The 12,939-nt window shown below is 65.6% G+C and carries 11 protein-coding genes; 6 read left to right on the top strand and 5 right to left on the bottom strand.

Annotated features, from left to right (window positions below):
- Positions 1-493: 493 nt before the first annotated feature.
- Positions 494-3,178: an aconitate hydratase AcnA gene (gene acnA / locus U1763_RS06040; protein ID WP_332754523.1), complete on the bottom strand. Its 2,685-nt coding sequence runs from the start codon at positions 3,176-3,178 to the stop codon at positions 494-496.
- Positions 3,179-3,458: 280 nt separating this feature from the next.
- On the opposite strand from acnA, the gene U1763_RS06035 reads away from it, so the two are divergent.
- Positions 3,459-4,550, top strand: a complete 1,092-nt coding sequence (locus U1763_RS06035) for a lactonase family protein (RefSeq protein WP_332754522.1) — start codon at positions 3,459-3,461, stop codon at positions 4,548-4,550.
- A 25-nt stretch (positions 4,551-4,575) separates the two neighbouring features.
- On the opposite strand, the gene U1763_RS06030 is transcribed toward U1763_RS06035, so the two are convergent.
- Complete coding sequence (locus tag U1763_RS06030) at positions 4,576-4,851, bottom strand: hypothetical protein (protein WP_132741474.1); 276 nt, start codon at positions 4,849-4,851, stop codon at positions 4,576-4,578.
- 361 nt (positions 4,852-5,212) lie between these two features.
- Between U1763_RS06030 and U1763_RS06025 the strand changes: the two genes are divergently transcribed.
- The 3 genes from U1763_RS06025 to U1763_RS06015 are packed head-to-tail and all read left to right on the top strand — an operon-like array spanning position 5,213 to position 7,580.
- Positions 5,213-6,184 carry a KpsF/GutQ family sugar-phosphate isomerase gene (locus U1763_RS06025; RefSeq protein ID WP_332754521.1) on the top strand — a complete coding sequence of 324 codons (972 nt, stop codon included), beginning with the start codon at positions 5,213-5,215 and terminating at the stop codon, positions 6,182-6,184.
- Positions 6,185-6,192: 8 nt separating this feature from the next.
- A complete protein-coding gene (gene kdsB, locus U1763_RS06020; RefSeq protein ID WP_332754520.1) occupies positions 6,193-7,008 on the top strand; it encodes a 3-deoxy-manno-octulosonate cytidylyltransferase in 816 nt (271 codons plus the stop codon).
- The gene (locus tag U1763_RS06015; RefSeq protein WP_332754519.1) at positions 7,005-7,580 is read left to right on the top strand and encodes a histidine phosphatase family protein; all 576 of its coding nucleotides are present in this window, start codon (positions 7,005-7,007) and stop codon (positions 7,578-7,580) included. Before kdsB ends, U1763_RS06015 begins: the two co-directional genes overlap by 4 nt.
- A gap of 125 nt (positions 7,581-7,705) precedes the next feature.
- On the opposite strand, the gene kdsA is transcribed toward U1763_RS06015, so the two are convergent.
- Complete coding sequence (gene kdsA, locus U1763_RS06010) at positions 7,706-8,545, bottom strand: 3-deoxy-8-phosphooctulonate synthase (RefSeq protein WP_332754518.1); 840 nt, start codon at positions 8,543-8,545, stop codon at positions 7,706-7,708.
- A complete protein-coding gene (locus U1763_RS06005; protein ID WP_332754517.1) occupies positions 8,542-8,847 on the bottom strand; it encodes a hypothetical protein in 306 nt (101 codons plus the stop codon). Before U1763_RS06005 ends, kdsA begins: the two co-directional genes overlap by 4 nt.
- Positions 8,848-8,867: 20 nt before the next feature.
- On the opposite strand from U1763_RS06005, the gene U1763_RS06000 reads away from it, so the two are divergent.
- Together U1763_RS06000 and U1763_RS05995 are read left to right on the top strand one after the other, a co-directional pair.
- A complete protein-coding gene (locus tag U1763_RS06000) occupies positions 8,868-9,992 on the top strand; it encodes a histidine phosphatase family protein (protein WP_332754516.1) in 1,125 nt (374 codons plus the stop codon).
- Positions 9,989-11,344, top strand: coding sequence for a cytochrome P450 (locus U1763_RS05995; protein WP_332754515.1), 1,356 nt, complete (start codon positions 9,989-9,991; stop codon positions 11,342-11,344). Before U1763_RS06000 ends, U1763_RS05995 begins: the two co-directional genes overlap by 4 nt.
- Positions 11,345-11,359: 15 nt before the next feature.
- Here U1763_RS05995 and U1763_RS05990 read toward each other — a convergent pair whose 3' ends face one another.
- Entirely contained in the window at positions 11,360-12,904 is a 1,545-nt protein-coding gene (locus U1763_RS05990) for a DHA2 family efflux MFS transporter permease subunit (RefSeq protein WP_332754514.1), read from the bottom strand.
- Positions 12,905-12,939 lie beyond the last annotated feature (35 nt).

The following is a 12,939-nucleotide window of genomic DNA, read 5'->3' as shown; positions in this document are numbered from 1 at the left end:
GGAGCTCGAATAGCATTCGCGCCACGCGTCTGCCTTCCGCCACGCGTCTGGGCCCGTCACGTCCCCAATATCCGTCACCCCAGCGAAAGCTGGGGTATTTCTCGTGGTGGGTGACCCTCGCCAAACCGGGAGATTCCAGCTTTCGCTGGAATGACGGCAAGGCAAAAGTATCGCCTGTCGGTCATCCGCCGACACACCCATTCGCCATACCCGTCACCCCAGCGAAAGCTGGGGTATCTCTCGTAATGCGCGACGCTCGCCGAACCGGGATATTCCAGCTTTCGCTGGAATGACGGCGGGGAACATGATCGACGCTTCGTCGTCCGCCAAAACACGTCATTCCAGCGAACGCTGGGATATCCCTCGTGATGGGCGACGTGGGCCTCACAGAGATATCCCAGCCTTTGCTGGGATGACGGTCGTTTTAGGTAGCTAACGGCTTGGACGGCGACGCGTCCGTCGTCCCGGATCGCTCCGGGACGACGTAGCAGTCTTACGCGGCCAGCTTGCGCAGGACGTAGTGGAGGATGCCGCCGTTTAGGAAATATTCCAACTCGTTGACGGTATCGATCCGGCACTTGGTCTGGAACGTCTCGCTCGACCCGTCGGCGCGGGTCATTTTGACCGTAACGTCCTGGCGCGGGCGGATGCTCGCGACGTCGAGGATCGTGAAGGTTTCCGAGCCGTCGAGGCCGAGTGTCTTGCGATCGGTGCCCTCGGCGAACTGCAACGGCAGCACGCCCATGCCGACCAGGTTCGAGCGGTGGATGCGCTCGAAGCTCTCGGTGATGACGGCGCGGACGCCGAGCAAGTTCGTGCCCTTCGCCGCCCAGTCGCGCGAGGAGCCGGTGCCGTATTCCTTGCCGGCGACGATCACGAGCGGCGTCCCGTCCTGCTTGAAGCGCATCGCGGCGTCGTAGATCGCCATGACTTCGCCGTCGTACTTCGACATGCCGCCCTCGACGCCGGGGACCATCTCGTTCTTGATGCGGATGTTGGCGAAAGTGCCGCGCATCATCACGTCATGGTTGCCGCGGCGTGCGCCATAGCTGTTGAAGTCCGCCTTGCTGACCTGATGCTCCTGCAGGAAGCGGCCCGCGGGGCTGTCGGCCTTGATCGAACCGGCCGGCGAGATGTGATCGGTGGTGATCGAATCGCCGAGGATCGCGAGCGGCTTGGCGTCGATGATGTCCTGCACGGGGGCGGGGGTCATCGACAGGCCGTCGAAGTAGGGCGGGTTGGCGACATAGGTCGAGCCCGCACGCCACTGGTACGTGTCCGAGCCCGTGACGTCGATCTCGCGCCACTTGGCGTCGCCCGCATAGACGTCGCCGTAACGCGCGCCGAACATGCCGGCGTCGATGTTCGCGTCCATCGTCGTGCGGACTTCCTCGTTGGTCGGCCAGATATCGCGCAGATACACGTCCTGGCCGTCAGACCCCTGGCCCAGCGGCGTCTCGATCATGTCGGTCGTGACGGTGCCCTTGATCGCATAGGCGACGACCAGCGGCGGCGATGCGAGGAAGTTGGCGCGGACGTCGGGCGACACGCGGCCCTCGAAGTTGCGATTGCCCGAGAGCACCGACGCGGCGACGAGGTCGTTCTCGTTGATCGCGGCGGAGATCGCAGGCGCGAGCGGCCCCGAGTTGCCGATGCAGGTGGTGCAACCGTAACCGACGAGGTTGAAGCCGAGCGCGTTCAGGTCCGCGGTGAGCCCAGCCTTGTCGAGATAGTCGGTGACGACCTGCGAACCGGGCGCGAGCGAGGTCTTCACCCAGGGCTTCGACTTCAGGCCGAGTGCGTTGGCCTTGCGCGCGACGAGCCCTGCGGCGACCAGAACCGACGGGTTCGACGTGTTGGTGCAGCTGGTGATCGCGGCGATGACGACGTCGCCGTCGCCGATGTCATGCTCGCGGCCTTCGACCGCGACGCGGGCGGGCTGCTCCTTGTGGTACAGCTTGTGGAGGTCGCTGTTGAACACCTCGTCGACCTTGTTGAGGCTGACGCGGTCCTGCGGACGCTTGGGGCCGGCAAGCGACGCGACGACGGTGCCCATGTCGAGCTCGAGCGTGTCGGTGAAGACGGGGTCCTCGGCGTTCTCGTCGCGCCAGAAGCCGTTCGCCTTGGCATAGGCCTCGACCAACTCGACATTCTCGTCCGAACGCGCGGTGAGGCGCATATAGTCGAGCGTCTTGTCGTCGATCGGGAAGAAGCCGCACGTCGCGCCGTATTCTGGCGCCATGTTGGCGATCGTCGCGCGATCGGCGAGCGTCATCGACGACAGGCCGGGGCCGAAGAACTCGACGAAGCGGCCGACCACGCCCTTGGCGCGCAGCATCTGCGTGACGGTGAGCACGAGATCTGTGGCGGTGATGCCCTCGTTCAGCTTGCCGAGCAGCTTGAAGCCGACGATCTCGGGGATCAGCATCGACACGGGCTGGCCGAGCATCGCGGCCTCGGCCTCGATCCCGCCGACGCCCCAGCCGAGTACGCCGAGACCGTTGATCATCGTCGTGTGGCTGTCGGTGCCGACCAGCGTGTCGGGATACGCGATCATCGTGCCGTCGCCGTGGTCACCCGACGATGCCGACGACCAGACGGCCTGGCCGATATATTCGAGGTTCACCTGGTGGCAGATGCCGGTGCCGGGGGGGACGACCTGGAAATTGTCGAGCGCCTTGCTGCCCCACTTCAGGAACTCGTAGCGCTCGATGTTGCGCTCATATTCGAGATCGACATTGTCGTGGAATGCCTGCGGGGTGCCGAACTCGTCGACCATCACCGAGTGATCGATGACGAGGTGGACGGGGACCTGCGGGTTGATCTTCTCGGGGTTGCCGCCGAGCTTGGTCATCGCGTCGCGCATCGCGGCCAGATCGACCACGCAGGGAACGCCGGTGAAGTCCTGCATCAGCACGCGCGCCGGGCGGTACTGGATCTCGCGGTCGCTGCGACGCTCCTTCTGCCAGTCGACGATCGCCTGGATATCCTCGCGCGTGACGGTCACGCCGTCCTCGAAGCGCAGCAGGTTCTCGAGCAGCACCTTCATCGAGAAGGGCAGGCGGCTGATGTCGCCGAGCTGTTCCGACGCCTTGGCGAGGCTGTAATAGTCGTACGACTTGCCGCCGGTCGACAGGCTGGTGCGGGTCTTGAGGGTATCCTGGCCAATGGCAGTCATAGGGGTCCTTCCCGTGGGCGTCGGGCCGCCGGGCGCCGAGGGGAAAGCAGCCATATAGGCCACGCGGGCGCGTCGGGGACCGAGCGAAAAATGCTGTTACCCGAGGGGCCTTAGCAAGGGGGAGCGGATCGGGGAAGGGCGCGGGTGGCTGGTGGGAGAGGATAACTGCAATTGCGGTAAGCATGACCGCGCCCCCGCCCCGCGACGACCCATCGGGCGAGCATCGTCGATCGACACGATCCGCCTTTCTTCGCCGATGGAACAGCGTAAGGCCCAGGTTATGATGCGCCATGACCCCGAACCGCAAACCGACAGGCCTGCCGCATCGCTGTGGATCGGGACCTATGCCGGTGGCGGCGGGGAGGGGGTGTATCCGTTGCATCGCGGTGCCGCGGAATGGACGACGCCCGCGCCGGCACATCCCGCGCAGAACTGTTCGTTCGGCGTCCATGCTGCGCGGTTCGATCTTCATTATCTGGTCGACGAACATGGTGGGTCGGTTGGGGTGTTCCGCAGGCGCGAGGATGATGGGGCCGCGCCCTGGGATTGCCTCGCACGAATACCGACTGGCGGTATAGCGCCGTGCCACATCGCGCTCGATCGCAGCGAGTGCTGGTTCGCGGTCGCCAATTACGCCAGCGGCAGCCTGTCGGTGCAACGCCTCGACCCGCAGACCGGTCTCCCGGTCGGCGTGCCGATCGTGCGGCAAAACACCGGGTCGGGGCCGAATCCCGATCGGCAGCAGTCGCCCCACGCGCATTGGGTCGGGTTCAGCCCGGATAATCGCTGGCTCTACGCAACCGATCTCGGCACCGATCAGGTGCTGGCGTTCGCGTTCGATGCCGAGGACGGTGCGCTCGGTCAGCCGATCGTCGCGCTGGATGCGCCACCCGGCTCAGGGCCACGCCACCTTCTGCTGCACCCCAACCGACCGGGGTTGGCCTATCTCGCGTGCGAGCTGACCAATCACCTGGTCGTCTTGGAGATCGAGGGGGCGGTGTTCCGCCCGCGCAGTACGGTATCGACCCTGCCGGTCGATGCGGCACAGGGGTCGATCGTCGCGCACATCGCGGCAAACGCCGCGGGCAACCGGCTCTACGTGTCGAACCGGGGCGACGACAGCATCGCCGTCTTCGCGCTCGATGACGAGGGCGAACCGGTCCTGCTCCAGCATGTCGCCAGCGGCGGGGCCTCGCCGCGATTCTTCCTGTTGCTCGAGGACGAGCGCCAGATGATCGTCGCGCACGAACGCGATCACCGTGTGACGCTGCTCGATATCCAGCCAGACGGCACGTTGTCGCCGACCGCGACCGGTATCGTCGTTCCCGGTGCGGCGTTCGTGTTCGATGGGCGGTCTCGAACACCCGCCTGACTACGCGCCCTTTACCGCCAATCGCCTAGCTCACGCTTGCGATCAGCAGCGTCAATTCATCGCGGACCGGGTTCAGTTCGATCCGGCTCGGGCGGAGCGCCCGCCGCTTGCCGGGATACGCGGCACGCACGGCATCGCACAGATCCTTGACGGGGACGCGAATGCAGGCGCCTTCGTCGCAGACCAGCCGCGGCGTGCTCACGGTGTTGCCGCAAGTCGGTATCTCGCCGGCGATCGCCGGTGCGGTGCTCAGGAAAAGGCATGCGGCTGCGACCCGCAAAACGGGTGTCGTAATCGTCATAGGTCTGGCCCCCCACAGGCGTTTGAACTTGGTAACCAGATCATTAGGCTTGAAGAGTTTCGGTATCGTTTCGATTTCGCCGCCGCCGGGACGAAAATTGCGAACGATCCAGGAATGGCACGTTGATATCGATATTGTACGCATCGTCTATTGTTGTCGGCGAACAATTCAGGATAATATCCGGGACTGAATTCGATCGGACAATAAAAACAACGATCAAATAAAATGGTGTATAGGACGTGGGGGCATTCCGGTTCGATGATATCGAATACGGTGATCGGCAAAGCCTTGAGAGGATAAAGATTACACGGGGGTGATAATCATGACGGCGAGATCGGCGGTAGCAGTACGAACATTGGGCATGTCGCGAACCGCGGCATCCGCACTTCGGACACTCGCAATCACGTCGGAAGGGCTCGAATCGCTGTTTGATCGCTTCACGGACCGATCATTTTCCGAAGCTTTCGAACAGCTTGTGCAGCAGATCTATCGACTTAGCGGGCGAGTGATCGTCACTGGCATGGGCAAGAGCGGAATCATCGCGCGCAAGGTCACTGCGACGCTCACCTCTACCGGTACGCCCGCGATGTTCCTCCACCCCGCCGAAGCGGGGCATGGCGATCTCGGCATGATCACCGACAAGGATCTGGTGCTGATGATCACGCTCTCGGGCGAGAGCGCCGAACTCGCGCCGATCATCACCTATTGCAAGCGCTTCGGTATCCCGATGGCCGCGATCACCTCACGCGCGCGCAGCACGGCGGGACGCGCGGCGGACGTGCTGATCAACCTCCCGGCGGTGCGCGAGGCTTGCCCGATCGCGCTGACGCCGACCACCTCGTCGACGCTGCAACTCGTGCTCGGCGATGCGCTGGCGATGGCGCTCGTCGACCTGCGCGGATTCTCGGCGGACGATTTCTACAAATTTCATCCCAATGGCCGGTTGGGCGCGCAACTGCTCAAGGTGCACGACCTGATGTCGACCGGCGGCGACGTTCCCAAGGTCCGGCCCGATGCCAGCCTGCTCGATGCGACCACCGAGATGACGCGGGCGCGGTTCGGGGGCACCGCAGTCGTCGATGCCGAGGACCGGCTGGTCGGCGCGTTCACCGATGGCGATCTGCGCCGAACGATCACCGGCGGCGGCAGCATGGCCGCGCGCGTCGATGCGTGGATGACGAGCAACCCGATCAAGATTGCCCCGAACGAGCTTGCGTCCGAGGCGCTTCGCCGGATGCAGGCGAACAGCGTGACGATGATGTTTGTCGCCGATGCCGGCTATCTGCTCGGTGTCATCCACATGCACGATACGTTGCGCGCAGGCATCGCCTGACCATCCTGGTGGTCATCCCCGCCCGCGGTGGGTCGTCGCGGCTGCCGATGAAGCCGTTGCGGACGATCGCCGGGCTCAGCCTGCTGCATCGGACGATCGGGCTCGGTCGCCGCGCGATCGCACAGCTCGACGATGCCACGCTCGTCGTCGCGACGGACACGCCGGAAATCGCAGCGCATGCCCGCGCAATCGGGTGTGAGGCGATCATGACGCGGCGGGCGATCACGTCGGGGTCGGGGCGTGCGCTAGCCGCGGCGATGGCGACGAAGACGCAGAGTGGCCTATCGCCGAGGATCGTCGTCAATCTCCAAGGTGACGCGCCGTTCCAGTCGCCTGCTTCGGTCGCGGCGGTGACGGCGGCGCTGTCGGTCGGAACCGCGGATATCGCGACGTCGGTGGTACGGCTTGACTGGTCGGCGCTCGACGCGCTGCGCCTGCACAAGCGAACCGCACCGTTTAGCGGCACCACGTGCGTGCGCACCACCGCGGGGCGGGCGCTGTGGTTCTCGAAGCAGATCCTGCCGGCGATCCGCGACGAAGCCACTGTGCGGGCGCTATCGATGACACTGTCGCCGGTATGGCGGCATGTCGGGCTCTATGCCTATCGGCTGGCCGCGTTGCAGGCGTTCGAAGCGTCTGCGCAGACCGAACTCGAGCGCCATGAGGGGCTCGAGCAGCTTCGCCTGTTCGAGCTCGGTCTGACGATCGATGCGGTCGAGATCGCACCGGCACGGTTCGACATTTCGGGGATCGATACGGAGGCGGACATCGCCCGGGCCGAGGCGTTGATCGCGGCGCACGGCGATCCGCTGGACGATCCATGATCGCCCGCGTGTTCGTCGTCCGCCACGGCAATACGTTCGGGACGGATGATGCGCCGCGCCGGATCGGCGGCCGCACCGATCTGCCGCTGGTCGTCACCGGCCGTGAACAGGCGCGCGCGCTGGGTCATGACTTTGCGCGGCGCGGCATCGTCTTCGATCGCGTCGTCTGCGGTCCGTTGCGTCGCACCCGACAGACGGCCCAGATCCTGCTGGCGGCGGCAGGGCAGGACCGCGCGGTGACGATTGCCGAATGGCTGCGGGAGATCGACCATGGGCCCGACGAGGATCGCTGCGAAACTGCCGTGCTCGCGCGCGTCGGGCAACCCGCGCTCGATGCCTGGAACATGGATGCGGTCGCACCCGATGGGTGGCAGGTCGATGCCGATGCGCGTCGGAGTGCCTGGCGCGGTGCACTGGCCGCCGCTGCCGGTACGCTGCTGGTGGTCACGAGCAGCGGACATGCCCGCTTCGCCTTGCCCGGCGTGACGAGGTTGCGCACCGGCGCCTACGGGATGATCGCCGTGGGCGCGAACGCGCCGCCCCTGGCGGTGACTTGGGACGTGCGCCCCTGACCCGCCGGACTTAACCGGGGTATCGCTGCCGGAATCGCCGTCCGTCCCAGCCTCGCCGAAACGGCCATTGCCCTCGACGCCCAGTTTCTGGCGCGTCGAGTGAAGGCACCACAAATGCGCGGCGCTTACGCCTTCACCACTTCGTCGATGGCAACCAGCTTCGCCAACAGCGGTGCGATCCAGTCGAGTGGCAACATGATCGCCCCATCCGAAGGCGCGTTGGCGGGATCGTCATGCGCTTCGGCGAAAACCGCGGCGACCCCCACCGCGACCGCTGCACGCGCCAGCACCGGCGCGAAGTCGCGGTCGCCACCCGAGGATTCGCCGTGACCGCCCGGCGCCTGCACCGAATGCGTCGCGTCGAACATCACCGGATAGCCGGTGCGCGCCATGATCGGCAGCGCGCGCATGTCCGATACGAGCGTGTTGTAGCCGAAGCTCGCGCCGCGATCGCACAGGATGATGCCCTCGTTCCCCGTCGACGCGATCTTCGCCGCGACCGCCGTCATATCCCAGGGTGCGAGGAACTGGCCCTTCTTGACGTTGACCACGCGTCCCGATCGCCCTGCGGCGAGCAGCAGGTCGGTCTGCCGGCTGAGAAACGCCGGGATCTGCACGATGTCGACCGCGTCCGCGACCGCGGCGACCTGGTCGACCGCGTGCACGTCGGTGAGCACCGGACAGCCGAACGCGTCGCGAACGTCGGCGAGAATCCGCAGGCCTTCGTCGAGGCCGATGCCGCGCCGGCCCGTGCCGGAGGTCCGGTTTGCCTTGTCGTAGGAGGCCTTGAACACGAACGGTACGCCGGCGGCGCGTGTCGCAGCGACCAGATAGTCGGCCAGCCGCAGGCTATGGTCGCGGGTTTCGATCTGGCATGGCCCACTGACGAAGACGAACGGCAGGTCGGAGGCGAACGTCACCGCGCCGACGGTCACGCGCCGGATAGGCGACGGCGCAAGCGTCATGACTGCGCCTTGACGAAACGCCGCACCATCTGGCCTCGCCAAAGCCAGTACCCCGGGTGATAATTGAAGAAAAACCAACCGAATCCGCGACATGCCAGCAGTGCAGGGATCGCCATCGGATCGTTTTGATCGCGCATTCGGCGATAAAAGTCAGTATCTGCCGCGTATCGATCGGATTCACTGCCGCCACCGGCAATACCGTAGGCGTTATCGTGTAATTGACAGCCGCGATTGCGATTATATTTGCGGTGATCCAAGAGGTGGCAATAGTTGCGTTCAGGCGGTTTTTCGTCAGTCGGCATGCGGGAAGTAGGCGGCGATCGTGACGATATTCAAGCGCAAAGTCTTTTACGTCGGCGGCTTTGATCCCCGCGGCGTGCGTTTTTATTACAATCTCGCCAAGGAACAGCTTGGCCGCTATGCCGACAACACCGGCGAGACCGTCACCATCTCGCGTCGCCGCATGGCCTCGCCGATCCGCAGCGACTGGACGATCCGCAACGATACCGCTGACGCGACCACCGACTACAGCTTCCTGCGCTGGGAGGACATCGTCCAGCAGGCGTGGATCCGCAATCCGGTCCAGCTCGGCCTGCGCGCCGCCCGTGTCTATGCCGGGTATTTCCGCCTGTTCGATTTCGCCACCGTCAGGAAGCTCGCCACCGGCCCGCTGGTGACGATGCTCTATCCGCCGATCCTCAGCATCCTGCTGCCCTTGCTGCTCGCGCTGCCGGTGTTCCTTATCGCGCTGCTCTGGTTGCCGTGGTGGCTCGCGCTCGGCCTTGGCCTCGTCATCGGCGGCGCGGGCGCGATCCCGGTGCTCGACGCAATCCGCGCGCCGTGGCTGCTGAGGTTCGCCGTGTTCAACGGCGAGTTCGGCAACGGCGAGGGCAGCCCAGCGCTCCAGGCGCGGCTCGACGCGTTCGCCGACGAGATCGCGAAGGACCTGCACGGCGATCATGACGAGGTGCTGCTGGTCAGCCACAGCAACGGCTCGATCCTGGCGATGCTGCTGATGGCGCGGCTGCTCGAGCGCTATGACGGCATTCTGCCCGCCAACTTCGTGCTGGTCACCTATGGCCACTGCATCCCGCTGGTCGCCTGCCGCCGCGACGCGGTGCGGTTTCACGCGCGGCTTCGGTATCTGTCGCGCCAGGATTTCCGCTGGATCGACATCGGCTCGCCGCCCGATGGCGCGGCGTTCTTCGGGGCGAACCCGCTGCTGCTGGTCGGCCCGTCGCCGCGCCCGCGGATCGATTTGCTCAGCCCGCGCTTCCACCGGTTCTACGAGCCCGAAACCTATCACAAGGGTTGGCGCAACAAATACGAGATCCACTTCGACTATCTGCGCGTCGGCGACCGCGTCAGCCCGCTCGACCTGCCCAGCCTCACCGCATCCGCGCGCGGCATCGAGGCCTCGGTCGCGGCGTTCCGGACGATCGCATGAGCGTCCGTTTCACGCCGCCCTATCCACAGCCGCACGCCACCAGATCCTCGCTGTTCAAGCGGTTCCTACGCGGCTGGAATTCGTGGATCCACGTCCTGTTCGACAAGAGCTACACGATGAAGATGGGCGAGATGCATCTGCCCGCGCTGTCGTTCTACATCGCCAATGAGCTGCCGCTGGTCCGCCGTATCCTCGAGACCGATGCGGCAATATTTCCCAAGCACGCCTTTCTCCACGACCTGCTCGATCCGCTGATCGGCAATTCGGTGTTCTCGTCGAACGGGCAGGACTGGCGCGATCAGCGCGCGATGGTGAACCCCGCGTTCAGCCATACCGCGCTGAAGGGCGTGTTCCCGATGATGGCCGCCGCGGTCGACGATTTGCTCGCGACGATGCGCGGCCTCGACCTGGCGAAGCCGGTGGCGATCGATCCGCTGGCGACACACATCGCCGCCGACGTGATCTTCCGCACGATGTTTTCGCAGCCACTCGATGCGGCCGGCGCGCGCGAAATCTTCGAGGCGTTCCACGAGTATCAGAAACAGGCGCAGCGCAGCGCGATGCTGCGGCTCTATCGCCTGCCGGGGTTCGGCTATCTCGGTCGCGCGCGCCGCGCCGCCGCACGAATCCACGCGGTGTTCGCGGGGATCGTCGCCGCGCGCTACGCGGCAACGCATGCGCGCGGCGAACGCGGCGCGGACATCCTCCAGTCGCTGATCGATGCGCGCCATCCGCGGACCGACGCGGCGTTCACCGAGCACGAGGTGATGGAGCAGGTTTCGACGATCTTCCTCGCCGGGCACGAGACTGCGGCGAGTGCGATCACCTGGGCGCTGTACCTGCTCGCGCGCGACCCGGCGTTGCAGGATGCGATCCGCGCGGAGGCGGGGGAGGGGCCGCTCACCTACGAGTCGCTCAAGGGCCTGAGCGTGACGCGCAACGTCTTCCGCGAGACGCTGCGGCTCTATCCGCCGCTGAGTTTCCTCGTGCGCAGCGTCACCTGTCCGGTCGACATGCGCGACAAGCATCTCGATCCCGGCGCGATGCTGGTCGTGTCGCCGTGGCTGGTCCAGCGCAACCGCGATAATTTCCCCGAGCCGCACGGCTTCGACCCCGATCGCTTCGACGATCCCGCACAGGCCGACGCGTGTCGCCATGCGTATCTCCCGTTCGGCAAGGGGCCGCGGGTATGCATCGGCGCGGGGTTCGCACAACAGGAGGCGTTGCTGACGCTGGCAGGGATCGTCCGCACGTTCGATCTCGCGACCATCCCCGGCGACGATCCCGAACCGATCAGCCGCCTGACGCTGCGCGCAGGCAACGGCGTCCGGCTGACGCTGACGCTGCGCTAACGAGCGTCCTTCCCCTCAATCCGCCGCGATCGGACCCTTGGGCGGATCGGGGCGGCGGGTGAACCAGACCAGCACGATCAGCGCGAGGCATAGCCAGGACGACAATCGGAACAGGTCGGTCGACGCGAGCAGGTACGCCTGCCCGACCAGCTGACGCGTGACGACGGCGGCGGATTGCACGTCGGTCAGCCCCATCCGTGCCAGCCCCTCGCGCGCCAGCTGATACGGCGAGCCCGCGCCGACCGCCTCCGACAAGCGGCTCTGGTGCAGCGTCTCGCGCCGGTCCCAAGCGGTGGTGATCAGCGACGCCGCGAAGCTACCCGCGGTGATTCGGACGAAGTTCGAGATGCCGGTCGCCGAGGGCAGTCGCTCGGCCGGAATGCGGTCGAACGAGATCGTCAGCATCGAGAGGAAGAATGTGCTCATCGCGATCCCCTGCACCAGCATCGGCAGCATCAGATCGTAGAAGCTCGCATAGGTCGTGTAGCCCGAACGCAGGTAATAGGAGTAGCCGAACGCCGCGAACGCCACGCTGGCGAGGATGCGCGCATCGAACTTGCCCGCGAGCTTGGCGACGAACGGCGTCAGGATCACCGCGACCGCACCGCTGGGGGCGGCAACCAGTCCGGCCCAGGTCGCGGTATAGCCCATCTGCGTCTGCAGCCAGAGCGGCAGCAACAGCGTGTTGGCGAAGAACACCGCATAGCCGAGGCAGAACGCGGTCGTGCCGATAGCGAAATTGCGGTTCTTGAACAGCGTCAGGTTCACCGCCGGATTGGCGTCGGTCAGCTCCCAGATCAGCCAGCCGACGAACCCGATCGCGGCGACGATCGTGGCGATGACGATCCGGTCGGCGGCGAACCAGTCGTCGTTCTTGCCGAGATCGAGCACGATCTGCAGCGCACCGACCCATACCACCAGCAGGATCAGCCCGACCTGGTCGATCGGCAGTTTCCGCGTCGGCGTGTCGCGTTTCCCGAGCTTGTTCCAGCAGATGAATGCCGTGAAAATGCCGAACGGCACGTTGATGAGGAAGATCCAGCTCCAGTGATAGTTATCGGAGATGTAGCCGCCCAGAATCGGTCCCATGATCGGCGCGACGAGCGTCGTCATCGACCAGATCGCGAGCGCGGTGCCGCGTTTATGCGCGGGGAAGATCGCGATCAGCAACGCCTGGCTGCCGGGAATCATCGGCCCGGAGACGGCGCCCTGGAGGACGCGGAAACCGATCAGCGAGGGCAAGTCCCACGCGATCCCGCACAGGAACGACGCGATCGTAAAGAGGGCGACGGACACGCAGAACGTCCGCACCACGCCGAACCGGCCCATCAGCCACCCGGTGAGCGGCACCGCGACGCCGTTCGCGACGGCAAACGCGGTCACGATCCAGGTCGAGTTGTCACTGGACACGCCGAGGTTGCCCGCGATCGTCGGCAGCGAGACGTTGGCAATGGTGGTGTCGAGCACCTGCATGAACGTGCCAAGCGCGAGCGCGAACGCGGTGAGCGCGAGCGATCCGCCGACGAGCGGGGCAGGGCCGGTAGTGGAGGGGGCGGCCATTAGTTGGCGCTCCGTGGAGAGCAAAGCATCCCACC

Origin of the sequence: Sphingomonas sorbitolis (genome assembly GCF_036663875.1) — a bacterium.
Lineage (GTDB): Bacteria > Pseudomonadota > Alphaproteobacteria > Sphingomonadales > Sphingomonadaceae > Sphingomonas.
The sequence above is the reverse complement of the archived record's forward strand: the minus strand, read 5'-3'. Positions and strand labels throughout refer to the sequence as shown.